The sequence below is a fragment of the Halomonas sp. ALS9 genome (assembly GCF_001651035.1).
Classification (GTDB): Bacteria; Pseudomonadota; Gammaproteobacteria; order Pseudomonadales; family Halomonadaceae; genus Vreelandella.
Map to the genome: position 1 here is coordinate 146,549 of NZ_LXRG01000233.1, position 23,952 is coordinate 170,500.

At 56.9% G+C, this 23,952-nt stretch carries 18 protein-coding genes; 6 read left to right on the plus strand and 12 right to left on the minus strand.

The annotated features are described in order from the left end of the window. Positions 1–105 precede the first annotated feature (105 nt). The 3 genes from A6R74_RS21280 (at position 106) to serB (ending at position 5,341) form a co-directional block, all read left to right on the plus strand. Complete coding sequence (locus A6R74_RS21280) at positions 106–2,070, plus strand: methyl-accepting chemotaxis protein (protein ID WP_240488291.1); 1,965 nt, start codon at positions 106–108, stop codon at positions 2,068–2,070. Positions 2,071–2,144: 74 nt separating this feature from the next. Continuing rightward, positions 2,145–4,400 (plus strand): DNA topoisomerase IV subunit A, encoded by a 2,256-nt coding sequence (gene parC, locus A6R74_RS21285; protein ID WP_240488292.1) that lies wholly within the window; start codon positions 2,145–2,147, stop codon positions 4,398–4,400. 20 nt (positions 4,401–4,420) lie between these two features. After that, complete coding sequence (gene serB, locus A6R74_RS21290) at positions 4,421–5,341, plus strand: phosphoserine phosphatase SerB (protein ID WP_064236482.1); 921 nt, start codon at positions 4,421–4,423, stop codon at positions 5,339–5,341. A gap of 58 nt (positions 5,342–5,399) precedes the next feature. On the opposite strand, the gene A6R74_RS21295 is transcribed toward serB, so the two are convergent. The 6 genes from A6R74_RS21295 to A6R74_RS21320 all read right to left on the minus strand — a co-directional run bounded on the left by A6R74_RS21295 (position 5,400) and on the right by A6R74_RS21320 (position 11,288). Further along, the gene (locus tag A6R74_RS21295; protein ID WP_064236483.1) at positions 5,400–5,786 is read right to left on the minus strand and encodes a Na+/H+ antiporter subunit G; all 387 of its coding nucleotides are present in this window, start codon (positions 5,784–5,786) and stop codon (positions 5,400–5,402) included. Between the two features lie 64 nt (positions 5,787–5,850). After that, complete coding sequence (locus tag A6R74_RS21300) at positions 5,851–6,120, minus strand: K+/H+ antiporter subunit F (RefSeq protein WP_008958594.1); 270 nt, start codon at positions 6,118–6,120, stop codon at positions 5,851–5,853. Beyond that, a complete protein-coding gene (locus A6R74_RS21305; RefSeq protein WP_064236484.1) occupies positions 6,114–6,611 on the minus strand; it encodes a Na+/H+ antiporter subunit E in 498 nt (165 codons plus the stop codon). Before A6R74_RS21305 ends, A6R74_RS21300 begins: the two co-directional genes overlap by 7 nt. Continuing rightward, positions 6,608–8,119 (minus strand): monovalent cation/H+ antiporter subunit D, encoded by a 1,512-nt coding sequence (locus A6R74_RS21310; RefSeq protein ID WP_064236485.1) that lies wholly within the window; start codon positions 8,117–8,119, stop codon positions 6,608–6,610. Before A6R74_RS21310 ends, A6R74_RS21305 begins: the two co-directional genes overlap by 4 nt. Continuing rightward, the gene (locus A6R74_RS21315; RefSeq protein ID WP_064236486.1) at positions 8,116–8,448 is read right to left on the minus strand and encodes a Na+/H+ antiporter subunit C; all 333 of its coding nucleotides are present in this window, start codon (positions 8,446–8,448) and stop codon (positions 8,116–8,118) included. Before A6R74_RS21315 ends, A6R74_RS21310 begins: the two co-directional genes overlap by 4 nt. Beyond that, a complete protein-coding gene (locus tag A6R74_RS21320) occupies positions 8,448–11,288 on the minus strand; it encodes a monovalent cation/H+ antiporter subunit A (protein ID WP_064236487.1) in 2,841 nt (946 codons plus the stop codon). The genes A6R74_RS21315 and A6R74_RS21320 overlap by 1 nt, the downstream gene beginning before the upstream one ends. 163 nt (positions 11,289–11,451) lie before the next feature. On the opposite strand from A6R74_RS21320, the gene A6R74_RS21325 reads away from it, so the two are divergent. From A6R74_RS21325 to A6R74_RS21335, 3 genes are read left to right on the plus strand one after another with little or no spacing between them, the layout of a single operon-like run. Further along, a complete protein-coding gene (locus A6R74_RS21325) occupies positions 11,452–12,342 on the plus strand; it encodes an ion transporter (RefSeq protein ID WP_064236488.1) in 891 nt (296 codons plus the stop codon). Positions 12,343–12,358: 16 nt separating this feature from the next. Beyond that, entirely contained in the window at positions 12,359–14,065 is a 1,707-nt protein-coding gene (leuA, locus tag A6R74_RS21330) for a 2-isopropylmalate synthase (RefSeq protein ID WP_064236489.1), read from the plus strand. After that, positions 14,066–15,190: a hypothetical protein gene (locus A6R74_RS21335; protein ID WP_240488293.1), complete on the plus strand. Its 1,125-nt coding sequence runs from the start codon at positions 14,066–14,068 to the stop codon at positions 15,188–15,190. Between the two features lie 107 nt (positions 15,191–15,297). On the opposite strand, the gene atzF is transcribed toward A6R74_RS21335, so the two are convergent. From atzF to A6R74_RS21365, 6 genes are all read right to left on the minus strand, one after another. Further along, positions 15,298–17,118 (minus strand): allophanate hydrolase, encoded by a 1,821-nt coding sequence (gene atzF, locus A6R74_RS21340; RefSeq protein WP_064236490.1) that lies wholly within the window; start codon positions 17,116–17,118, stop codon positions 15,298–15,300. Positions 17,119–17,191: 73 nt separating this feature from the next. Beyond that, on the minus strand, positions 17,192–20,806 hold the full coding sequence (gene uca, locus A6R74_RS21345; RefSeq protein WP_064236491.1) for an urea carboxylase: 3,615 nt from the start codon (positions 20,804–20,806) through the stop codon (positions 17,192–17,194). Between the two features lie 75 nt (positions 20,807–20,881). Continuing rightward, positions 20,882–21,520, minus strand: a complete 639-nt coding sequence (locus tag A6R74_RS21350) for an urea amidolyase associated protein UAAP2 (RefSeq protein ID WP_064236492.1) — start codon at positions 21,518–21,520, stop codon at positions 20,882–20,884. Positions 21,521–21,532: 12 nt separating this feature from the next. Further along, positions 21,533–22,270 (minus strand): urea amidolyase associated protein UAAP1, encoded by a 738-nt coding sequence (locus A6R74_RS21355; protein WP_064236493.1) that lies wholly within the window; start codon positions 22,268–22,270, stop codon positions 21,533–21,535. Beyond that, positions 22,267–23,061 carry an ABC transporter ATP-binding protein gene (locus tag A6R74_RS21360; RefSeq protein WP_064236494.1) on the minus strand — a complete coding sequence of 265 codons (795 nt, stop codon included), beginning with the start codon at positions 23,059–23,061 and terminating at the stop codon, positions 22,267–22,269. Before A6R74_RS21360 ends, A6R74_RS21355 begins: the two co-directional genes overlap by 4 nt. Next, on the minus strand, positions 23,058–23,885 hold the full coding sequence (locus A6R74_RS21365; protein ID WP_064236495.1) for an ABC transporter permease: 828 nt from the start codon (positions 23,883–23,885) through the stop codon (positions 23,058–23,060). The genes A6R74_RS21360 and A6R74_RS21365 overlap by 4 nt, the downstream gene beginning before the upstream one ends. Positions 23,886–23,952 lie beyond the last annotated feature (67 nt).

The window sequence follows — 23,952 nt, forward strand, 5'->3', positions numbered from 1 at the left end:
TAATAAGGCGTTGTTAAGGCATCGTTACAGTAACGCGTGCTTTAGCCGATAGTTGAATGTAGGGCTTACAAATTCTAATAACCGCACATTCATAGGGGAAAAAAATTGTTTAAAACCATATCTAGGCAGCTAACACTGGCTGCACTTGCACTTATGCTACTGATGGCCGCCAGTATCTACGCCGTGATGGCGTGGCGGGGGCAACCGCTGGTGATTGAAGCAAGCCAGTCGTTGGTGGATCGAACAGGCGGATCGATCGTTAACGCTTTGGATGCGCAGTTATCGCGGGTTGAAGGCAATACATCGAGCCTTGCCGCGTTGGCTGAGTCGTTACCTCGCGAAGAAGAACTTTATTTGCAAGCCTTCCCTAGAGTGGTGGATGACAATGGTAACAGCGTCATTGTCGGCGGGGGGATTTGGCCAGAGCCTAATGCATTTGAAGCAGGGGTTGAGCGCTTTAGCTTCTTTTGGGCAAGGAACGAGCAGGGCGGGCTTGAGTTTTTAGATGATTACAACGCCCCCGGTATGTCGCCCTATCAGGATGAAGAGTGGTACAGCAGCGCCCGTGACGCCGAACCAGGGCAGTGCGTGTGGTCAACGGCCTATCGTGATCCTGCTACGGGCGTGGCAATGGTGACGTGTAGCGTCCCTTACTATCTCGATGATGAGTTTGCGGGCGTGGCCACTATTGATATGCAGCTTGAGGGTGTGGCCGAGTTCTTAACTGAAAACGGCGGTGCGACCGGTGGTTATGCGTTTGTGCTTGATAGCGCGGGCAATGTGATTCATTTCCCGGGTGCTGATCTGGAAACGGATGAGATGCAAGGTCTGGCGAATTTAATAAGCAGTATGCCTTGGTTGCAGCCGGTAATTGATGGCCTAAATGAAGGGCGTGACGAAGTCAGCGTTGAAACCGCAGGTGTGTTGAATGCCCCCGCTTCGGTGCGTTTGTTTGATATGCAGGATACTGGCTGGACGCTTGGTTTAATGACGCCTCAAGAGGAAGTGACGGCGCTGGCGCGTACCCTAACGCGTGATTTGTTGGTTGTCATTCTGCCCTTGTTAGCGCTGTTGCTTGCTCTTGGTTGGTGGGGTGGACGCATCCTGTTGCGGCAAATTCGCAGTACCACGCTGCAGATTGATCAGTTAGGGCAGGGTGGCTCTAGCCGTGAGCTGACTATTTATCGCGACGATGAAATTGGCGAGCTACGCAGCGCTGTCAACCGCTACTCGGATAAACTGCAGCATCTATTTGGCGACGTGCGCAGCGTGGCGGATGCCATCGCCAGTGAGTCGACGGAAATTGCCGCGGGTAATACCGAGCTTTCTAGCCGCACCGAAGAGCAAGCAGCTTCTCTGCAAGAGACCTCTTCCACGATGGAAGAAATGGCGGCAACGGTGAAGCGCAACGCTGACAACGCCCAAGAGGCAGACCAGCGAGCGAAGGAGTCAGTGGAAAAAGTTAAGCAAGGTGGTGAGCAAGTATCGCGGCTGGCGCAATCCATGGAAGCGATCAACGAAAGCTCCGGTGAAGTGTCTACCATTGTTAGCGTGATTGAAAATATTGCCTTCCAAACCAATATATTGGCGCTAAACGCCTCGGTAGAGGCAGCGCGGGCAGGTGAGCATGGTCGTGGGTTCGCCGTGGTGGCTAGCGAAGTCCGCGAGCTGGCGTCACGCAGTGCTGCCTCTGCCAGAAACATTAATGGGCTGATTAAAACCACTTCTGAGCAGATTGCGACCGGTAGTGGCTATGCTCAGGCGGCTGAATCTGCCATGAAAGAAATTGTAGTGGCGATTGAAGAGGTGACCGCGCGAATTAGTGAAATCAGCCAAGCGTCTGGCGAGCAGACCAACGGCATTGACGAGATCAATCGGGCCGTTACCCAAATGGATACGGTAACGCAACAGAACGCCGGTTTGGTTAGCCAGGCCGCTGGTGCTGCTAATGAGCTGTCGCTTCAGGCCCAGCGCTTGAAAGGATTGCTTGATGAGTTTCACGGCAGTTCTCAAACGGCAGCACTAGCACACGAAACGAAGGCATCAAACGAAAGGTATCAATTAACCTAGCGAGCCATGTTAAGTGGCCGCGCGTCCGCTTATCAGCCGCCCCGACTGGGGCGGTTTTGTTGTTAAGGTAGGATATGATCGATATGGATATTCAAGTAGCGGAGGGCGACGTCGAACGTCTTTCCCTGCGCGACTACACCGAAAAAGCGTATCTCGACTACTCGATGTACGTCATTCTCGACCGCGCTCTGCCCAACATTGGCGATGGTATGAAGCCCGTGCAGCGGCGGATTATTTACGCCATGCGCGAGCTGGCGCTGCATGCCAACGCCAAGTACAAAAAGTCGGCGCGTACCGTCGGCGACGTACTGGGTAAATTCCACCCTCATGGCGATAGCGCCTGCTACGAAGCCATGGTGCTGATGGCGCAGCCGTTTAGCTACCGCTACCCGCTGGTGGACGGCCAAGGCAACTGGGGTAGCCCCGACGACCCTAAATCCTTCGCCGCCATGCGTTACACCGAGGCCAAACTCTCCAAGTTTGCCGAAGTGTTGCTGGGGGAGTTGGGTCAGGGTACCGTCGATTGGGCGCCTAATTTCGATGGCACCATGCAGGAACCGCTGGTGCTGCCCGCCAAGCTTCCCCATGTGCTGCTCAACGGCGGTACTGGGATCGCTGTTGGTATGGCTACCGATATTCCGCCCCATAACGTTTCGGAAATTGTCGAAGCCACTTGCCATCTGCTGCGCAACCCCAAGGCTACTACCGCGGATTTGATGGAATTCGTGCCCGCGCCGGATTTTCCCACCGATGCGGAAATTATTACCCCGCCCGCGGATCTGCGTAAGCTTTATGAGTCCGGCCGTGGCTCGGTCAAGCTGCGCGCCCGCTTCATCCGCGAAGAAGCCAATATCGTTATCACCTCGGTGCCCTATCAGGTCAGCGGCGCCAAGGTGCTTGAACAGATTGCCGCCCAAATGCAGGCCAAAAAGCTGCCCATGGTGGCCGACCTGCGCGATGAATCGACCCACGAAGAACCCACTCGTCTGGTGATCGAACCGCGCTCCAACCGCATCGACGTTGAGTCGCTGATGGCCCACCTGTTTGCCACCACGGATCTTGAAAAGAACGTGCGGGTGAATATGAACGTGATCGGCCTGGATGGCCGCCCACGGGTGATGCCGCTGCCCGAAATGCTCGGCGAGTGGCTGCAGTTCCGTCGCAGCACGGTGCGCCGCCGTTTAGAACACCGCTTAGGCAAGGTCGAAGACCGCCTGCATATCCTGGAAGGCCTGCTGATCGCCTACCTGGATCTGGACGAAGTGATCCGCATTATTCGCGAAGATGATGACCCTAAAGCTTCGCTGATCGCGGCCTTTAGCCTCTCCGAGCGTCAAGCCGAAGCCATTCTAGAGCTACGCTTGCGCCACCTTGCCAAGCTCGAAGAGATGAAAATTCGCGGCGAGCAGGACGAGCTGGAAAAAGAGCGCAAATATTTAGAAGGCTTGTTAGGCAGCGAAGCCAAGCTCACCACCCTGATCGAAAAAGAGATCCGCGCGGCGGGTAAAGAGCATGGTGATGAACGCCGTTCACCGCTGGTCGAGCGCGAAGAGTCCAAAGCGCTGTCTGAAGTAGAGCTGCTTGGCGCTGACCCGATTACCGTGGTGCTGTCTGATAAAGGCTGGATTCGCGCGGCGAAAGGGCACGATATCGACCCAGAGGGGCTCTCCTATAAAGCCGGGGACAGCTTCCAGCTGGCAGCGAAAGGCAAAACCAATCAGCCTCTGGTGCTGCTGGATGACACCGGGCGTGCCTATACGCTATCGGCGCATAACCTGCCGAGTGCGCGGGGGCAGGGTGAGCCGGTTACCGGGCGCGCTAATGTGGCGGCTGGAGCGAAAATGGCAGGGCTGATGTTTGCACCACCCGAACGACGCTTTGTGCTCGCTACCGACGGTGGCTATGGTTTTGTGGCGCGGCTGGATACGCTCACCGGCAAGAACAAAGCCGGTAAAGCGGTGCTTAGCCTGCCCAAAGGCTGCAATGTGATGGCGCCGGTTGACGTGCCAGAGGGCGACGAGCTGTGGGTGGCCTCGGTTTCCAACGAAGGCCGATTGCTGCTGTTCCCGCTAGATCAATTGCCGGAGATGTCCAAAGGCAAAGGCAATAAGATGCTCGATATCCCAGGCCCACGTGCTGCCCGCAGGGAGGAGTTTGTCACCGGTATCGCGGTGTTAGCCGCCAGTGACGCACTCATGATTCATGCCGGTAAGCGCAAGTTAACCCTAAAAGCCGACGATCTGGCCTATTATCGTGGCGAGCGGGGCCGACGTGGTAGCAAGCTGCCCCGCGGCTTCCAAAAAGTTGACCGTTTAGAGGCAGGGGAATAAATGATGGTAGGAGCTAAGTGATGGCAAACGGTGACTTGATCCTAACCGTTTTAGCGCCGCGATTAAGCGCGGATATTCAGGCCCAAGTAAACGCACTTATCGGGCAGTTTGGTCTACAGGAAATCAGCACCCAGCGCCTTGCCGATAGACAGCAGGGCGAAGGTATCGACTGTGTTGAGCAACGACTGGTAGGCGGGGTAGATGTTGAGGCCGTGCGCAATGCCGCATTGGTACTGAGCGAAACCCTGGGCGTTGATATTGTTATCCAAGCCGATACACGCGATCACGTTAAGCCCCGTTTAGTTTGTTTCGATATGGACTCCACGCTGATCAAAGCCGAGGTCATTGACGAACTGGCTCGCCGCCATGGGGTTGGCGAAGAGGTCGCAGAAGTCACCGAGCGGGCCATGCGCGGCGAGCTCGATTTTAAAGCGAGTTTCCGCGAGCGGATGAGTAAGCTGGCCGGTTTGAATGAGTCCGTGCTAGCGGAAATCGCTGAAGAGCTGCCGTTGATGGAGGGCGTTGAACGGTTGATGGCCAACCTAAAGCGCTTGGGCTACCGCACGGCGATCCTCTCAGGCGGTTTTACCTATTTTGCTCATCACTTGCAGGAGAAGCTTGGTTTTGACGAGATCCATGCCAATGAGTTGATCATCGAAGAGGGCAAAGTAACCGGCGCTGTGAGCGAACCGATTGTCGACGCCGAGCGCAAAGCTGCACTGTTAGAAACCATTGCCTTGCGGGAAGGTTTTAGCCTGGATCAAACCATTGCTGTGGGTGACGGTGCCAACGATCTGAAAATGCTCGCCAAGGCGGGTCTGGGTATCGCGTTTCGCGCCAAACCTTTAGTGCGCGCCCAGGCGCGCCAGGCGATATCGTCGGTGGGCCTTGACGGTGTTCTCTACCTGCTGGGTTACCATCAGCAGAATTTAACGCCATAAAAAAGGCGGTGCCATTAGGCGCCGCCTTGTTTTTTATTTTGATGTGATTTTACCCGTTTTAGCCATGGCCTTTATCGGGGTGCGGTACCGGCTTCTCGCCCACTTCTTCAGGGCGTAGCTCTACCGGCTTACCCTGGGTTTTATCAGCGTGTTTTAAGCGCAGGTGCAAGCCGGATTTGGCTAACAGGTGGGCGCTGACGGGGGCGGTAATAAACAGGAATAGCGTAATCAGCAGCTCTTGAGCATCCGGTTTACCGTCAATGCTCCAGAAATACAGCATCGAAGCAATCAGCATGCAGCCGATGCCCAAGGTGGTGGCCTTGGTAGGGCCATGTAGGCGCATATAGAAATCGCGCAGGTGCGCCATCCCCAGCGAGCCGATAAACACAAACACACCGCCAGCGATCAGCAGCAGCGAAATAAGCGCTTCTATGATGACTGGCATAGTTCCCCCTGACGCATATTCATCAAACGACCGCTTGTATTCATCATTCGACAGCTCATGTTAATCATTCGATGATGTCTCCGCGTAGAATATATTTGCACACCGCGACGGTGCTGATAAAACCTAGCATCGCGATCAGCAGCGCCGACTCAAAATAGGTTTTACTGTTCAACCAAAGCCCTAACAACACAATTAGCGCAATCGAGTTGACGTACATAGTGTCTAGAGCCAGTACCCGGTCGGGCAGGCTGGGGCCGATGGTCAGCCGGTATAGGTTCATCAACAGTGCCATCACCACCAGCGCTAAGGTGATATAAAGCGCAATGCTCAGCATTCGTAAATCTCCTTGAGCGGGCGTTCGTAGCGCTCACGAATCTGGTTAATCAGCGCTTCTTCATCGTCGACATTTAAGGCGTGAATTAGCAGAGACTTACCATCCATTCGCAAATTGGCCGATACGGTACCTGGGGTCAGGCTGATCGTGTTGGCCAGTAGCGTGATGGTGAAGCGCTCTTCGAGCATTAGCGGATATTCAATAAAATGAGGCTTAAGTCTGCGCCATGGGTTGGCAATTAAGTAAGCCACTTCAAAGTTGGCGGTGATGATGTCGCCCAGTACCCGGAAGATAAACCGCAGCAGCATGAAGGGCTTGCCGATCAGTGGACGGGCATCCCAAAAGCGGTGGGTCAGTAGGGGAATCAAAATAGCTAATGAGCCGCCGAGTACGAACTGACCAAAAGCGTAGCTGCGTACTAACAGCAGCCAAACGACCAGCAGCAGTAGGGATAATACAGGCGTGGGTAGCCAGGAACGCGGGGCGATCATTGGGCATCTCCAGCATCAGGTAGTAGCGTGCGAATCAGCACTTGAGGGTTGGCTAATTGCTCAGCCGTGGCTTGAGTGTAGCTGCTCACAGGCCCTGCAAGTGCGACTAATAGCGGGGCTGCACTGAGCAGCCAGATAACCCCAAACCATTGGCAACGGGGCAGTGAGCTACCGCTGATCGTGCCCCGGTGGCTACGCCAAAACAGCGTAGAGCCTGCCCGGGAAAGGGCAATCAGCGAAGCAAGGCTGGTCAGCAGCAGCAACGGCCAGAGCCATAGGCGCTGGGAGCCCTCGGCGGCATTAAGCATTAATGCCTTGCCGAACGCGCCGGAAAACGGCGGCACGCCTGCCACGGCGATGGCGCCGACAAAAAACAGCATGGCGAGTCCTGCGCCTTGCACCATAGGGCGACCCTTGACCAAACGGGTGCCGGCTTTGCCACGTTGCAAGCCAATCATTTCTGCTAGCAGGAATAGACCACCGGTGATCAGCGTGGTGTGGATCAGGTAATAGAGTAACGCCGAGACCGCCTGGGAGGAGCGCATGCCGATACCTGCCAGCAGCGTGCCCACCGATACTAACACCAGGTAAGCCACCAGCAAGCGCAAATCCCGTGCGGCCATTACCCCAACGCCAGCGGCGGCCAAGGTGCCGAGCGACAGCCACCATACCCAGGGCTGCTCCAGCGCCTCCAAGCCGCCAGCGCTATCGCCAAAAATAAGTGAGTAGACGCGCAGAATGGCGTAAATCCCCACTTTGGTCATAATCGCAAACAGTGCAGCCACCGGCGCGGGGGCCGAGGCGTAGGCTTTGGGCAGCCAGAAGTAGAGCGGCAGAATCGCCGCTTTTAACCCAAACACCACTAGCAGCATGAGTGCACCGGCGGTCACTAAACCATCGCGCTCTGCCGGTAGGTCAGCGACCCGGATCGCCATATCGGCCATGTTTAGCGTGCCCGTGGCGCCGTACAGAATCCCCACCGCAATCAGAAACAGCGAAGAGCCCGCCAGGTTGAGCACTACATAGTGGACGCTTGCCTGAATGCGCGCTTTGCCGCCACCGTGCAGTAGCAGGGCGTAAGACGCCAGCAGCAGCACTTCAAAGAAGACGAACAGGTTGAACAAGTCGCCAGTTAAAAAAGCGCCGTTGATGCCCAGCAATTGCCACTGAAAAAGGCCATGGAAGTTACTGCCTTTCTCGTCATCGCCCGCGCAGGCAAAGACCACTGCGCCAACGGCCAATACAGCAGTCAGCAGCAACATTAAGGCCGAGAGACGATCAAGCACCAGTACGATGCCGAACGGAGCTTGCCAATCACCGAGTGCGTAGTAAGTGATTTCACCGCTAGCCGCTTGGCGTAACAAGCCAATCGCTACCAGCAGCAGTAGCGCGGTGGCGGTAACACTCACTGCGCGCTTGTAACGTACTAATCCTTGGCGCTGATAAAGCAGTAGAATACCTGCCACTAACGGTAGAACAACAGGAAAAACAATCAGGTGCTGCATCATTCTCGGTCTTCCTTTTTACCGTCGACGTGGTCGTTACCCACTTCGCTACGTGCGCGCATCGCCAAGATCACCACAAATGCCGTCATCGCAAAGCCGATCACAATGGCGGTGAGCACCAGCGCCTGGGGGAGCGGGTCGGCGTAGTCAGTTCCTTCAGACACAATGGTGGCCCCGTCAGTGGTCAATCCACCCATCGAAAACAGGAAAAGATTCACTGCATAAGAGAGCAGCGTAAGGCCCACTACGACCGGAAAGGTGCGGCCGCGAAGAGTGAGGTAGAGCCCACAAGCGGTCAATACGCCGGTGGTCATCGCATAGAGCAGTTCCATTAGCGAGGCTCCTTGGCAGAGGGCGTTGCAGCGCTGGCTTCGGCATCTTTTTCAGAAGCTTCGGTCACAGGGCGGTGGGCGGTGGTCACTTTGCCCAGGTTGGCAAGAATCATTAACGTAGCGCCCACGACGGCTAAGTAAACGCCGAGGTCGAATAGGAGTGCGGTGGCTAATTCAAAGGTACCGATCAGCGGTAGCGTGAAGTAACCAAATGCGGATGTTAAGAACGGGTAGCCAAACAGCCAACTGCCTAACCCTGTTAGCGTGGCAATGGCCACCCCAATGACCGCCACTGGCTGGAAGGGGAAGTTTAAGCGCTCTTGCGCCCACGCCACGCCTCGCGCCATATACAGCAGAATCAGTGCTACCGCGGTAATCAGCCCGGCAATAAAGCCGCCGCCAGGCTCGTTATGGCCGCGCAGGAAGATAAACGCTGACACCAATAGCGCCAATGGAAGTAGCGTCATTGAGATGGAGGTTAGAATCGCCGGGTAGCGATCAGGTGACCATACTCGGCCTTCACCATCACTGTGCGGTATAAACAAGCGTAAACGATTTAGTAGCTTGAAAATCGCCAGACCTGCGATGGCGAGTACGGTGATTTCACCCAAGGTATCGAAGCCCCGGAAGTCGACCAAAATGACGTTGACCACGTTGTATCCGCCACCGCCTGGCTTGCTGTTTTCCATAAAGAAACTAGAAATCGACAGCGTGTCACGGGTCATCACCGCGTAGTTAAGGCTGGCGATCACCAGACCCAGTGAGCCGGCTAGCAGCATGTCGCGGATATTCCTCAGCGGGCTGGATTCGCGGGGTGTTTTCTGCGGCAGGAAAAATAGCGCCAGCATCAGCAGAATCATGGTCACGACTTCCACCGAAAGCTGTGTCAGGGCTAAATCGGGCGCCGAGAAACGGGCAAAGGTGAGTGCCACAAATAATCCGACGACCGAAAGCATCAGCAAAGAAATCAGCCGGTAGCGGTGGGTGGCGGCGGTCGCTATGCCGCCAAACATAAGCATTCCCGCCCCGAGTATGAGGATACCATCCAGCTCTTGATTGCCAGCAGCACCCGTTAAGTCGGTGATCTGAACCAGACCGACCCCACCCATGACTAATGCGCCTAGCCAGAGCCATCCCACATAGCGCTGCAGCGAGTTGCCTTCCAGGGCCGCGATAAGCTGCTCGGCGCGATAGCCCATGGAAACCAGAATACGTTCAAACACGCGCCGGGCATCCACCCCGGCAAACTGCTGGGTAAATCGACGCATATCGGCATGCCGCCAATACAGCGCAATACCCACCACAAAGGCAAGCAGGCTCATGATGAGCGGTAGATTAACGCCGTGCCAGATCGCCAGATGAAAATCGAGCGGACTCCCGATTACCGCTTGGCTGGCAAGTTCTAACAATCCCGTTGCCATAAAGGCCGGGAACAGACCCACCACTACGCAGAGTACGACCAATATTTCTACCGGCAGGCGCATTAGGTGCGGCGGCTCATGGGGCGATTTTGGTGGCGCTTCACGGGCCGGTTTGAAGAACACGGCATGTACTAAACGCAGCGAGTAAGCGACCGAAAGGATACCACCGAGCGCCGCCAACGCAGGCAATAACCAACTTAGGCCACCTAGAACGGGCGTCGCTAGCGCCTCGGTGAAGAACATTTCTTTGGATAAGAAGCCGTTAAACAGCGGTACGCCCGCCATCGCTGCCGCTGCCAGGGTAGTTAGTAGCGCGGTCACCGGCATGGCTTTTTTCAGCCCACCGAGCTGTTTCAGCTCTCGGGTGCCGGTTTCATGATCGATAATGCCAGCACTCATAAACAACGCGGCTTTAAAGGTGGCGTGATTCAGAATGTGAAATAGCGCCGCCAAAATCGCCATGGGGCTGCCGATGCCCAACAGCACGGTAATCAAGCCTAAATGGCTAACGGTGGAGAACGCCAAAATGCCCTTCAAGTCGGTTTTCATCAGCGCAAACCAGGCGCCATATAGCATGGTGACAATGCCCACCAACGAGACCACTACGCTCCACAGTTCGCTACCCGCAATGGCGGGGTGCAGCCGTGCCATTAGGAAAATGCCCGCTTTTACCATGGTGGCCGAGTGTAGGTAGGCCGATACTGGCGTGGGCGCCGCCATGGCGTGGGGCAACCAAAAATGAAACGGAAACTGAGCTGATTTGGTAAACGCACCCAACAGTACTAAACCCAGCATAAGCGGGTAGCGCGGGTCGGCAAGAATAACGTCTCCGCTGGCCAGCACCTCGCCCATGTTGAAGCTGCCCGCCATATCGCCGAGCAGCAGTAAGCCTGCCAGCAGTGCCAGACCGCCTGCGCCCGTCACCGTTAGCGCCATACGTGCGCCTTTACGGGCGTCCGACTGGTGCGACCAGTAACCGATCAGCAAAAACGAGGAAAGGCTGGTTAACTCCCAGAATAGCCAGAGTAGAATCAGGTTGTCCGACATTGAAATACCCACCATTGATGCCATAAAAAGCATCAGGAAGGCGTAGAATCGGCCATAGGGCTCATCTTTGGCTAAATAGTAGTGAGCATAGAGAATAATCAGCAGGCCAATGCCGAGTATCAGCAGATTGAACAGTAGCGACAGCCCATCCAGGCGGAACGCTAGGTTCAGCGCCAGCTCAGGCATCCAGGCGGCCGAAAAGCGCAGCTGCTCACCGTCTAGCAGAGCCGGCACGTTGAGTAGCGTCATTACTAAGGCAGTCGCCGGCAGCACGGCAGTCGCAAGTGAACAGAAACCGCGACCGCGCTGTGCGGTAAGTGCCGGTACCAGTACGCCTAGCAGAGGCAATAAGGCTATCCAAAGCAGTGTCATGGGGTCATCCAGCGGCTAAACAAAAGAGTACCAACAGGGCGCCTATAGAGGCGTTCTGGTGGCGTAGGATACATCAAGTGAAACAACAGGATATCACTTGTGTAGTAGGTGTGTAATTTTAGTATAAAGTGTGCGGATTAACCGTTAAGAGATTTTTTGTTACATGAGTGACGCCTTTACTACCTGGCAGGCCCGCTTTGAAAAGCTGCGCTCAAATAAGCTTTTTGAAGCCGTGGTGATCGCCATTATCGTTATTTCCGCCCTGGTAATAGGGGCAAAGACCTATGACGAAACCACTCAGGTTGAGCAGTGGCTGCTCTATCTTGATATTGCGGTAACGATTTTTTTCCTGATCGAAATTTTAATCCGAATGGCCGCAGAGCGCAGCCTGCTAAGCTTTTTCAAAAAGGGCTGGAACGTTTTTGACTTTCTGATTGTTACCGCCAGCCTAATTCCCATGGACGATTCGGAAATGGTACTGCTGGCGAGGCTGCTGCGTATTTTCCGGGTACTGCGCTTGGTGTCGATGATTCCCGAGCTACAGATGCTACTCAGTGCGCTGGTGAAATCAGTTCCACGGATGGGCTACGTGGTACTACTTATGTTTATCATTTTCTATATTTACGCCGCTATTGGCAGTTTTCTTTTTCACAATGTTGATGAGGGGCTGTGGGGTAACATCTCCCTAGCGATGCTAACGCTGTTTCAGGTGGCGACGTTTGAGAGCTGGGCCACCGCCGTGCTCTATCCTGCCATGGAGGTTTATCCCTACGCCTGGATCTATTTTTTAACCTTTATCTTTTTGAACGCCTTTATCTTTCTCAATATGATGATTGGCATTGTGCTGGACGTGATGCAGAAAGAGAGCGCGCAAATGGCGCTGGACAACGGCGAAGGCGAAGAGGCTGAGCTGCAGTCGCTACGCAATGACGTTCGCGGGCTGAAAGCACAGCTTGATCGCATGGAGTCAGCCCTCACCCAAGCCTACTCAATAGCCCCCACACCCCAGAACAAAGTGGGCTGCAAGCACATCGACAAGCCCGCAACTGACTGATTTTCGGAGAGCCGCCATGATGTTGACTGATCCTGCCAAAAAATACCGTCCCTTTGTGGCCGTTGATCTGCCCGACCGTCAGTGGCCGAGCCAGCGCATTGAATCAGCGCCTATCTGGTGCAGCGTCGATCTGCGCGACGGCAATCAATCGCTGATTGATCCCATGGATCAAGAGCGCAAGCAGCGCTTGTTCGACATGCTGCTTAGTGTCGGTTTCAAACAGATAGAGGTGGGGTTTCCGTCAGCATCGCAAACGGACTTCGATTTTGTGCGCTCGTTGATTGAGCAGGATAAAATTCCTGAGGATGTGACCATTCAGGTGCTGACCCAGGCGCGTCCGCACTTGATTGAGCGCACCTTTGAAGCCTTGAAAGGCGCCAAGAACGCCATTGTCCACGTTTATAACGCCACTGATCCCATGTTTCGCCGAGTGGTATTCAACGTCGATAAGCCTGAGTGCGTGCAAATCGCCGTGGAGGCTACCCAGCAGATTCGCGCACAAATGGATGCCGCGCCGGAAACCAATTGGACGTTCCAGTACTCGCCGGAACTTTTCACCACCACTGAGATGGACTTCGCCGTTGAGATCGTCGAAGCGGTCATGGCCGCTTACGGTTCCAGCGCTGAAAAGCCCATGATCGTCAATCTGCCCGCCACGGTGGAAGTTGCAACGCCGAATAACTATGCCGACCAGATCGAGTGGTTCTGCCGCCATGTCAAAAATCGCGACCACTTGATTGTCAGCGTTCACCCCCATAACGACCGTGGCACCGGCGTTGCGGCAGCCGAGCTAACGCTGATGGCTGGCGCTGACCGTGTAGAAGGCACTCTATTTGGCAACGGCGAACGTACCGGCAACGTCGATATCGTGACCCTGGCGATGAATATGTACACCCAGGGCGTTAACCCGCAGCTCGACTTCTCCAATATCACCCCGATGATGCGCGAAGTGGAGTACTGCAACCAGTTGCCGGTACACCCGCGCCATCCTTACGTGGGTGATTTGGTGTTTACCGCTTTCTCCGGTTCCCACCAGGACGCGATCAAAAAAGGCATGGCGGATCGCCGCGCTAATCCTGACGCTCTGTGGGATGTGCCCTATCTGCCCATCGACCCGCTGGATGTGGGCCGCAGTTACGAAGCGGTTATCCGGGTTAATAGCCAGTCGGGTAAAGGCGGGGTTTCCTACTTACTTGAGCAGGAACACGGTATTGAGCTGCCGCGTCGGCTCTCTATCGAGTTCAGTCAGGTCGTGCAGGAAGTAGCCGAGCGCACTGGGCGTGAGATCACCTCACAGATGATCTATCAGGCGTTCTCGGATGAATATTTAGAGCAGCGTGCGCCGTTTGGATTAGTTAACCACCGTTTGTCGTCGGAGCCTGATAGCCCCAAAGTCACGCTGGATGCCGTGGTCGAGCAAAACGGCGAACGACAAACGCTCAACGGTGAAGGCAATGGCCCGTTAGCCGCTTTTATTAAAGCACTTGCCAGGGCTGGGCACGATGTGGAAATCATCGACTACCACGAACATTCCCGTGGCCAAGGCGCCGACGCTGAAGCGATTGCCTATGTGGAAGTGCGCATCGACGGCAAAGCGGTGTTTGGGGTGGGTACCGATGAGAGCATCACCAGTGCCTCTATGAAAGGCGTTCTCAGCGCGATCAATCGACACCATTCTACCCAGCCTGCGGCGGCCAACGTGACGGCGGAGACGTTGGGGTAAATGGCGATGCGGCCCTGGCAGTTAATAGCGCTATCAGCAGTGGTGATTGCCGGGCTGCTTTCTGCCGTGGCCTCTCACGAGCCGTTTGAAGACAAGTTGGTGCGCCTGGAAGTAGGGCGGGCGCTTCCCTCTTTAGAGTCCACGCTTGAACAAGAGTCTGCAGAGATCAACGCGCTGTTTCTCAGCTACGCCGCCGACCAGGCGCTGTGGATGAGTGCCTCACTGGCGGTGTTGCGCCATGGTGATCTAGCACGCAGCACACTGCTCGATTACGGGCTTTCTTCTCAATTCCAGGCAGTTCTGGTGCGTTTTGGCGCGGATGCGGTACTGCCCATCAGCTACTTCCGTGATCACGATATCACTACCCTGCGCGCCCAGCACTGGGTTGGTGAGCGCTATCAGCAGGTTAGCCGATGGTGGAGCGATGAAGAGGGCGAGGTGAGTTCGGAGTTTACACCTTATCGACGCGGCCAGATGGGGATTGCATTGCTGGATGCTAATGGCCATGCGCTGCTAAATCAGTTCGTGGTCAATGATCAAGGCGACGTCGAGTGGTTGCAGGGCGAGCGCTTGGTGGCGGGCGTAGGCGATTTCTTTACCAGCGGCTTGCGCGATTTAGAAAGTCAGTGGCGGCAGGGCGACAATATTGGTGCAAGCCATCTGGGCTGGGCCGGTGTCGATCTGTTGGTCATGGCCAGTACGGTTAAGGTGCTACGCGCAGGCAGAGCCGCTCGTGCTGCTCGAGTGGGAAGTGTGGAAGCTCAGAGGGCTCGGGCCGGTTTGCGCCAAGGCTTTATTGCCTCGGGCGGACGCTTTGCCACGCTGCCGCGTATAGCTAAGGTGGCAGCGGTCGCGGGCACTGCTTACGTGGTGGTGCGACACCCAAGCCTAGTCAGTGCGCTGGGTGCCAATCTCTCGACGTGGCTTGGTTGGCCAGTGTGGTTGGGCCAGTTTCTGATCTGGCTATTTGTGCTTCTGCCGGTGCTGTTTATTACACGCTTTATCTACCGCTGGTTACTCACACCGCTATTGTGGCTTCTGATGCCGCTGATGCGAGTATGTTTTAAGGTTGCTAATCGGTCGTTGGCCAAGCGCACCCAAGGGAAGCCGGAAGAGCTCAGTTAAAACATATCTCAGTGAAAACATATGTCAGTTAAAACTTGTTTCAGTTAAAAAATAGTTAAAGAGGCCCCTGCGCAGTGCTCCACATGCCGATGGGCCTCGTATTAGCGCTATGATCGACTCGCCAGCCACCCCCGCCAGCCGCCAAACTCGGTAATGTCTTCTGCTTCACCGCCTTCATTAAGCGCCCCTGCAGTGCAGATAAAACCACACTTCCAACTACCGTCGGCGAGCTCCACCTGGCCTAAACCGAGTGGGGTAGGAATGCCCGCGAGAAAACTCCCCAGGGTCGCAATCGGCAGTCGCCATACTTCTACGTCAATGGCTTGGCCGTTGTCGTCGCGAAGCATTGCCGGGCGTTTAGGCGGCCCGCCTGCCAAGGCAAACAGTTTGTAGCGCGGTGCGCTTTGGGTGGTGCTCACCAATACGCCGCCGCGTTCAGTCAACTGGTGATTAAGCGGCAAGCCTTGCAGGTGCGCACCGCATACCACCAGCTCCATGCTGCCATCTTGGGTAGCAACGGGGAGTTCGACCAGCGGTGGGTGTTTTACGCCTGTGGCCCCTAACGGCAGCATCAAGCGCGCTTCAAGGGCACGGGCCAGGGAGAGTAGCGTTAAGTCAGCAAACACCGGCCCAAACAGCGTGACGCCCACCGGCAAATCGCGCTCGCTAAAGCCCACCGGCACCGCCAGAGCACTGTAGTCGAGCAAGTTCATAAAGTTGGTCCAAGTGCCCAAGCGGGAGTTAACGCCGATGGGATCCGCCGCTACCTCGGCCTTGCTTGGATGCGTGACGGTGGTGGGCGAGAGCATCACATTCACCTGACTGATGATTGCGTCGGCCTGGCGCTTGTACTCGGCGAGCTTATAGCGCGCATCGAAGGCGTCGACCGCCAGTGGCGTGGCGCCACCTTGGGTGATCTGGAAAGTGACCGGGTGTACTGCCTCGGGAGTACTCGCCATCAGGTCGCGAATCACATGGTAACGCTCGGCCACCCATGGCCCTTCGTAGAGCAAACGCGCTGCGGCCAGTAGCGGTGAATAGTCAAGCTCAACCTTTTTGCCGCCAAGGGCTTCCAGCTCGGCAATGGCCAGGTGCATGCCTTGGGTATAGGCCGCATCGGTTTGCCACTGGGATTCAAGCGGTACACCGAAGCGAAACGCCGTAGGCGCCTTACCGTAGCGCTTGCCGTGTACGGCAAAGTCATGCTGGCGTGACCAGGCGCACTGGTTATCATAGGCCGCGGTAATATCCAGCACCTTGGCACCATCGTCAGCGGTCAGTGCAAACAGGCTGATGGTATCCAGCGTGGCGCAGGCGGGCACCACGCCGCGGGTGCTAAGCAGCCCTAAGCTCGGCTTAACCCCGTAAAGGTTATGAAAGCAGGCGGGGACACGGCCAGAGCCCGCGGTATCGGTACCCAGCGCAAAGCTGACCATACCCGCTGCCGTCACTACTGCCGAGCCACTGCTGGAGCCACCGGGCACCAGCATCGGGTCGAAGGCATTGGCAGGAGTGCCGTAAACTTCCAGTGCTCGTTCGCCCACCAAGCCCGTCGCGAACTGATCCAGGTTGGTTTTTCCCATGGGAATGGCGCCCGCATCGATCAATTGCTGCACCACAAAGGCATTTTCGGTGGGTGTATAGGCATACGCCGGGCTACCCGCCGTGGTGGGGATGCCAGCGAGATCGATATTGTCCTTCATCGCAAACGGAATGCCGTAAAGCGGCAAGGTTTGCGGCGATTCGCCTTCCAGGCGCTTGAGGTGAGGTTCCAGCTGCTCACGGGTCAAGCGAGTAATCCAGGCGGGCTCTTTACCGTGGGCGTCCGCTTGGGCGAGCAGCTCGTCGATCAACGAAGCAGGGGTGAGCTCACCCTGCTGGTAGGCGGTGTGAAGGCTTGTGATGTCGAGGGCTAGGCGATGTGGCATAAGTAAACTCCTGTATTCATTAACTGTGACGGAAGGTGATAAAAGCAATGTTCACTGGTCAGCATTGCGCCTCCTATTCACTGCTAAGCACAACGAGTGGCTGACCAGCGGCAATGGACGCGCCTTCAGCAATCGGTAGCCGCACAACGTGACCTGCGCAGTGGGCGGTGATCTCAACTTCCATTTTCATCGACTCCACCAGCGCCACCGGCTGGCCAGCGGTTACCTGCTCGCCTTCTTTCACCAGTAACTTCCACAGACTGCCGGTGACGGGGCTTTCGATGCCGAGTTCATCGTCATTTAGCGCTGCGACCTCGACGCTTTCCGGGGCTTGATCCTCAAAGGTGAACTGGCCATTGGCCCGCCAAGCGGCCATTTCTGCCTGGAAGGCGGCTTCGCGTTTTGATCGAAAGGCCTCAATTGCCTCGGCGTTCTTATCGATCTCGGCCTGATAGTCCGCCAAGCGGAAGCGGGCGGTTTCAATGGCTAAGTCATAGCGGCCGTGGGGGAAGTCGCGGCGAATTTGCTCCAACTCATCGTGGCTGACGTCATGAAAGCGCAACTGGTCAAAAAAGCGCAGCAGCCAGGGGTTCTCGAAGTGCGCCGTGGTGCGGTAGCGGTTCCACATTTGCAGTGTACGGCCAACAAACTGGTAGCCGCCGGGGCCCTCCATGCCGTAAACGCACAGGTAAGCACCGCCAATGCCCACGGAGTTTTCCGCTGTCCAGGTGCGCGCGGGATTGTACTTGGTGGTGACCAAGCGCTGGCGGGGATCAAGTGGGGTCGCCACCGGCGCACCCAGATAGACATCCCCCAGGCCCATCACCAGATAGCTGGCATCGAAGACGATATCGCGCACTTGCTGTTCGCTTTCCAGGGCGTTGATACGGCGAATAAAATCCAGGTTGCTGGGGCACCAGGGCGCATCCGGGCGCACGCTGCGCTGGTATTTATCGATGGCTTCCTGGCAGGCTGGGTCGTCCCAGGAGAGCGGTAGATGCACTACCCGTGACTCGACCTCCAATGACTCCACATCGACCAACGCCTGCTCGGCGTTTTGCAGATGGGCGAGCAGCTCATCCAGGGGTAGTTCCAATGGCTCGTAGTGAATCTGCAGCGAGCGAATCCCAGGGGTTAATTCCCGCAGGCCGGGTAGCGAGTGTTGCTGTAACCACAGCATCCAGGCGTGAACCCGAAAGCGCAGCGCAATATCTAGCTCCATGGCCCCGAACTCGATGAGCAGAAAATCATCCCCGGCGCGGCGGTAAACAATGCGCTCACCGGCCTGCTCGGTGGGCACATCGCGGACGATGGGAGTGTCGCGCTCGGGCTGAATCTCTTCGACGGGCACTACGGTGAGAGACGCCAGTTGTTTTAGCTGGCGCTCTTCAACGGCGCGGGCGGTGGCAAGGCTGACTGGCACAAAGCGCACTTTATCGCCCGCGGCGAGCTGCCCCAGCTTCCAGCGCTCGGCGCGCACCACGGTGGCGGGGCAGACAAAGCCGCCCAGTGATGGCCCGTCGGGGCCGAGGATGACCGGCATATCGCCGGTAAAGTCGATAGTGCCGAAGGCGTAGGCGTTATCGTGGATATTGGAGGGGTGCAGGCCCGCCTCGCCGCCGTCGGCGCGGGCCCACTCGGGCCGTGGGCCAATCAGCCTGACGCCAGTGCGGCTGGAGTTGTAGTGGACTTCCCACTCGTGGTCGAAGAAGCGCTCGATATCGTCACCGGTAAAAAAGTCCGGCGCACCGTGGGGGCCATAAAGTACGGCCACCTGCCAGGTTTTACCACCGTCTTGATTGCCAAAAGTGGGGATCAGCGCCTGATCAAGTTGTGTCGCTGGTACAGCCGCAAGCACGGGTAAATCGAGCATATCACCGCTGCGCAGCGCACGTCCGCCGTGACCACCAAACTGGCCCAGGGTAAAGGTACTGCGGGAGCCTAGATAGCGCGGGCACTGGATACCGCCACGAACCAATAAATAGGCGCGCGCGCCTACGGCGGCCTTTCCTAGGGTCAGCGTGGCGCCAGCGGGAATATCAATCACCTGCCAGAAGCTGACCGCTTTTCCATCGAGCGTTGCAGGCAGATCGGCACCCGCCAGCACAATTTGCGTCGCGCGGTGAAAGCACAGCGTCGGGCCAGTGAGGGTGATCTCAAGCCCGGCGGCGTCGGCGGGATTGTCGAGCAGACGATTACCCAGCCGAAACGACCAGTCATCAAACGGCCCCGAGGGCGGTACGCCCACATCCCAATGGCCCTGGCGGCCGGGGAAATCCTGAATGGTGGTCATCGTGCCAGGCGCGAGCACCTCGATAACGGGCGGTGCCCACTCCAGCGTGGTTAGCCAGTGCGTGTCTAGATCCGCCTGCAGAAAACGCTCGGCGCGCAGCACATGGGCGAGCCAGGTGCGGTTGGTGGTAATGCCATAAACGCTGGCGTGATCCAGAGTGTCCGCCAACTGTTCAATAGCATTGTCACGACTGTCGGCGTGAACAATCACTTTGGCCAGCATGGGGTCAAACAACGCAGAGATCTCAAGCCCGGCCTCGATGGCGTGGTCGATGCGCAGGCCGTCAGCCTGTGGGAAATCGACTTCGGTGAGTAAGCCTGCGCTGGGGCGAAAGTCGTGAGCGGGGTCTTCGGCGTAGAGGCGGGCTTGCACCGCGTGGCCGCTGGGGGCAAGGTCTTTGGTCCGTGACTCAAGGGATGGCAGTTCGCCTGCTCCCAGTTTGACCATCCATTCGACAATATCGACGCCGTAGACCATCTCGGTGACGCCGTGCTCAACCTGTAGCCGGGTATTCACTTCAAGAAAATAAAATGCCTCGCGCTGGGTATCGTAAATAAACTCAACGGTACCGGCGCTGCGGTAGTTAACTGCTTTGCCTAGCTGAACGGCGGTTTCGTGGAGTGCCTGGCGGACATGTTCCGGCAGGTTGGGAGCAGGGCACTCTTCAAGCACTTTTTGGTGGCGGCGTTGGGTGGAGCAGTCCCGCTCACCGAGCGCGACCACCTTGCCCTGGCCATCACCAAACAGTTGCACCTCGATATGGCGGGCGCGGGCAATATAGGCTTCCAGAAACACCCCGTCGTCGCCGAAGTTGCGCTGGCCCAGACCTTTGACCGAGTCAAAGGCACGCTCAAGTTCGGCGGTATTTTGGCATACCTGCATGCCGATCCCACCGCCACCGGCGGTAGATTTAAGCATCACCGGGTAGCCGATCTGCTCGGCGCTTTTGAGTGCTTCATCAATGCTGTCAAGCAGCTTGGAGCCGGGTACCAGCGGAACACCGGCTTTTTCGGCCAGCGCACGGGCTTGGTGTTTGAGGCCAAACTGTTCAATCTGCTCGGCGGTGGGGCCTAAAAAGATCAGTCCTGCTGTGTCGCAGGCGGTGATAAAGCGGGTGTTCTCTGACAGAAAACCGTAGCCGGGGTGCACTGCCTGGGCGCCGCTCTGCTTAGCAATGGCGATCAGCTTGTCGATATCCAGATAGGTGTCGCTGGCGCCGCCCTCGCCGAGAGAGTAAGCCTCATCGGCCTGGTGGACATAAGGGGCGTCGCGATCCGCATCGGCGTAAACCACCACGCTGCCTACGCCGAGGGCTTTCAGCGTGCGTAAAATGCGCGCGGCAATGGCACCGCGATTGGCAATCAGGACTTTGTTAAATGTTTTCTTGATGGACATGGCACTGCCTGCAAACAAAGGCGGGTCGTCCCGCAGGTTGCTTGGCCTTCTAGGGTCGTCCCTAGGGCGAATCACTTATTCCCAAACCAACAGTTCAATGGGTGTTGGGTTGTAGCCGTTGCAGGGGTTGTTGAGTTGGGGGCAGTTGGAGACCAGCACGATCACATCCATCTCGGCGACCATTTCCACGTACTTGCCCGGCGCGGAGATGCCGTCCTCAAAGGTCAGCCCGCCGTCGGCGGTGACCGGCACGTTCATAAAGAAGTTGATGTTGTGGGTGATATCGCGCTTGGTCAGGCCGAACTCCGGATAGTTGGCAATCGCCTGCATCCAGTTATCCCGGCAGGAGTGCATATGGCGCTTTTCCAGGTCGTAGCGCACGGTGTTGCTTTCGCTGGCGCAGGCACCGCCCAGGGTATCGTGTCGGCCGCAGGTATCGGCGCTGATCGTCAGCATGGCGCGACCTTCGCTGGACATCAGCGTAGTGCCAGCGGTGAGGTAGACCGCCCCCTGCTCGCGTACCGTATCCATAGCGCTGTAGCGCTCGGCGGTATTGTCGGCGTTGAAGAACAGCGTGTCGGCGGCCTGGTTGCCCTCTAAATCGAGAATGCGCAGGGTCTGGCCACGCTTAACGGTGCCAATGTAGTGATCGCCCGCGTTCACCGTGGTGCGGCTCAAGGCATTTTCGGGGCGTAAAGTGCTTTCAATAATCATACGGCGTCTTCCTTATAAGCCGAGGTGATAGAGGCGATTGTTGGCAAAGCCGCGCGCGTTTTCCGGCCGTGAGCGATAGCAGGGGTCGTCTTCTGTGGGCGGCTCGGCGGTGCCGAGGGCGATATCCAAACCGCGGCGGGGGTAGTCAGCGCTGGGGTCGAGGGGGTGCGGGCAGGTGTGCAGCAGCACCAGCGTGTCCATTTCAAAGCGCAGCGTCACGCTTTTGCCGGGTTGGCAGTGGCCGGGCATATAGCGTAGCTTGCCCTCGTCGTCGCTCTCGACGCGGGAGAAGAGATTGAGATTGGCGGCCATATCCCGACGGCCCAGGCCATACTTGGCGAGCTCGACCAAAAAGGCGTCGAAACCGGTGAGGGTCCAGTCGTTGTGGGCCTGCTGATAGCTGATTGGCTGCCAGCCTTTTTTCAGCAGATGATGGGGCATCAGGTTGCCGCTCACGCTGTCGTGCCAGCCTAGGTCGTCATGGGTGATAGAGGCGAAAATGCGCCCCATATCTGAGTAAAGGCAGTGGCCCTGGGTGAGCTTAAAAGTGTGCTGGCACTTCAAGGTGTCGGGCAGGTTTAAGCGTTCCAGCAGGTTTTCTGGGTTGTAGCACAAAAGCCCTACGTTGCTGTCGGCTTCCTGCGCGGTCAGGGTCAGAGTGGTGCCACGGCGCAGGCGCAGCGACCAGTGGTGCCCGCCGGGTAAATGGGTGGTGTAAGCGGGCTGGCTATTGATAACAGCGTCTGTCATAGCAGCGTCTCCTGGGAGTGGGTATTCAGACCGCCTTGTTGAAGCGCCTCTTGTAAATCTGTTGAGGGACGGTCTCTGGAAATGGGCAGGTCGTAGGTGATCGTGGCCCCAAAGGCTTCAGGTGCCTGTGGGTCGTGGCGGGTTTTATCGAAGACCCACAGCCGAGTACCTAGCTCGAAGGCCTCTTTTAAGTCGTGGGTGATCATGAAAATTGTCAGCTGCTGCTCTTGCCATAGGCGATTGATCAGCACGTGCATATCCTGGCGGATGCCCGGGTCAAGCGCGCCGAAAGGCTCATCGAGCAGCAAAATACGCGGCCGCATCATCAGCGCCTGGGCAATGGCCAGGCGCTGCTGCATACCACCGGAAAGCTCGTGGGGGTATTTGTTAAGCGCGTGATCTAAACCGACTTCGTCGATGCGCGCGCGGGCTTTTTCCACAGCGCGACGCTTGGTAGCGCCGAAGCTTTTGCCCAGCAGCTTGGAACTGTGCAGCTCATCGGCAATCATCACGTTGCCGAGCACGGTTAAGTGGGGAAACACGGAGTACTTCTGGAACACCACGCCGCGATCCGGCCCCGGTTCATTGGGAATGGGCTGATCATCCAGGGTTAAGCTGCCGCGCGAGATGGCTTCGGTGCCTAACAGCATTTTTAGAAAGGTGGTTTTACCGCAGCCTGAAGCACCCACTAAGGTGACAAACTCGCCAGGCTCAACGCTGAAATTAAGATTTTCGAGCACCACATGGTTGCCGTAGTGCTTTTCTAACCGTTTGGCCGCCAGCAGGCTCATGACTTATCTCCTTCGCCTGAGTGGTACCAAGGGAATGCCAGCCGCGATACCCAGGCCAGCAGCTGGTCAAGCAGGAACGCCAGCAGGGTGATCCAGGCGACATAGGGCAGAATTATGTCCATGGAAAGATACCGACGGACGAGAAAGATGCGGTAGCCAAGCCCTTCCTGAGCGGCAATGGCTTCTGCAGCGATCAAAAACAGCCACGCTGTGCCTAGCGCCAACCGGGTGGCGTTCAGTAACCGAGGCGTAAGCTGGGGCAGCAGGACCCTTAGCAGCACCTGCCAAGAGCTGGCGCCTAGCGTTTGCGCTTTGATCAACTGCTCGTCGGGAAGCCGTAGGGCGTGGCCTTGTAAATCCCGAATAAGAAACGGGGTGACCCCAATGACAATTAGCGCGATCTTGGCAGCCTCGCCAGTGCCAAAAGCGATAAACAGAATGGGCAGTATCGCCATGGGAGGAATCAGTGAGGCGACGGTGACCAGCGGTGAGAACTTGGCGCGAATGATGGGGATGCCGCCGTTGACGATGCCCACGACTAAGCCAATCAGGGCACTAATGCCCACGCCGATGACGATGCGCTCTAGACTTGCGAAGGTGTCTGTCCATAGCACAATCTCCCCCGTACGAACATTTTCGGCGATGGCCAAATGATAAAAGGTGCTGGCCATATTAGAGGGTGTCGGCAACAGACGGTCGTTAGGGTTTTCTGCCAATCTTGCATTGGAGAGGCTCATATAAAGCATCGCCAGCAGCAAAAAAGGCAGTAGCCCTAATAGCCAACGGCTTCCCCGGGAAGGCGTTAGGTTTATTAATCGCTTCATGGCGGTGTCCACGGAAGATGAGAGCAGGGGGAGCGGCAGACGCCACTCCCATCGCGCTAAAGTAGTT

Excerpts from the sequence above, each read along its gene's own strand:
- A6R74_RS21305 (WP_064236484.1), bottom strand. The coding sequence starts at position 6,611 with ATGATCGCCCCGCGTTCCTGGCTACCCACGCCTGTATTATCCCTACTG.
- A6R74_RS21320 (WP_064236487.1), bottom strand. The coding sequence starts at position 11,288 with ATGACACTGCTTTGGATAGCCTTATTGCCTCTGCTAGGCGTACTGGTA.
- A6R74_RS21315 (WP_064236486.1), bottom strand. The coding sequence starts at position 8,448 with ATGGAACTGCTCTATGCGATGACCACCGGCGTATTGACCGCTTGTGGG.
- A6R74_RS21335 (WP_240488293.1), top strand. The coding sequence starts at position 14,066 with ATGGCGATGCGGCCCTGGCAGTTAATAGCGCTATCAGCAGTGGTGATT.
- A6R74_RS21365 (WP_064236495.1), bottom strand. The coding sequence starts at position 23,885 with ATGAAGCGATTAATAAACCTAACGCCTTCCCGGGGAAGCCGTTGGCTA.
- A6R74_RS21355 (WP_064236493.1), bottom strand. The coding sequence starts at position 22,270 with ATGACAGACGCTGTTATCAATAGCCAGCCCGCTTACACCACCCATTTA.
- A6R74_RS21295 (WP_064236483.1), bottom strand. The coding sequence starts at position 5,786 with ATGCCAGTCATCATAGAAGCGCTTATTTCGCTGCTGCTGATCGCTGGC.
- A6R74_RS21310 (WP_064236485.1), bottom strand. The coding sequence starts at position 8,119 with ATGATGCAGCACCTGATTGTTTTTCCTGTTGTTCTACCGTTAGTGGCA.
- atzF (WP_064236490.1), bottom strand. The coding sequence starts at position 17,118 with ATGCCACATCGCCTAGCCCTCGACATCACAAGCCTTCACACCGCCTAC.
- A6R74_RS21325 (WP_064236488.1), top strand. The coding sequence starts at position 11,452 with ATGAGTGACGCCTTTACTACCTGGCAGGCCCGCTTTGAAAAGCTGCGC.
- uca (WP_064236491.1), bottom strand. The coding sequence starts at position 20,806 with ATGTCCATCAAGAAAACATTTAACAAAGTCCTGATTGCCAATCGCGGT.
- parC (WP_240488292.1), top strand. The coding sequence starts at position 2,145 with ATGATCGATATGGATATTCAAGTAGCGGAGGGCGACGTCGAACGTCTT.
- serB (WP_064236482.1), top strand. The coding sequence starts at position 4,421 with ATGGCAAACGGTGACTTGATCCTAACCGTTTTAGCGCCGCGATTAAGC.
- A6R74_RS21350 (WP_064236492.1), bottom strand. The coding sequence starts at position 21,520 with ATGATTATTGAAAGCACTTTACGCCCCGAAAATGCCTTGAGCCGCACC.
- leuA (WP_064236489.1), top strand. The coding sequence starts at position 12,359 with ATGATGTTGACTGATCCTGCCAAAAAATACCGTCCCTTTGTGGCCGTT.
- A6R74_RS21300 (WP_008958594.1), bottom strand. The coding sequence starts at position 6,120 with ATGCTGAGCATTGCGCTTTATATCACCTTAGCGCTGGTGGTGATGGCA.
- A6R74_RS21360 (WP_064236494.1), bottom strand. The coding sequence starts at position 23,061 with ATGAGCCTGCTGGCGGCCAAACGGTTAGAAAAGCACTACGGCAACCAT.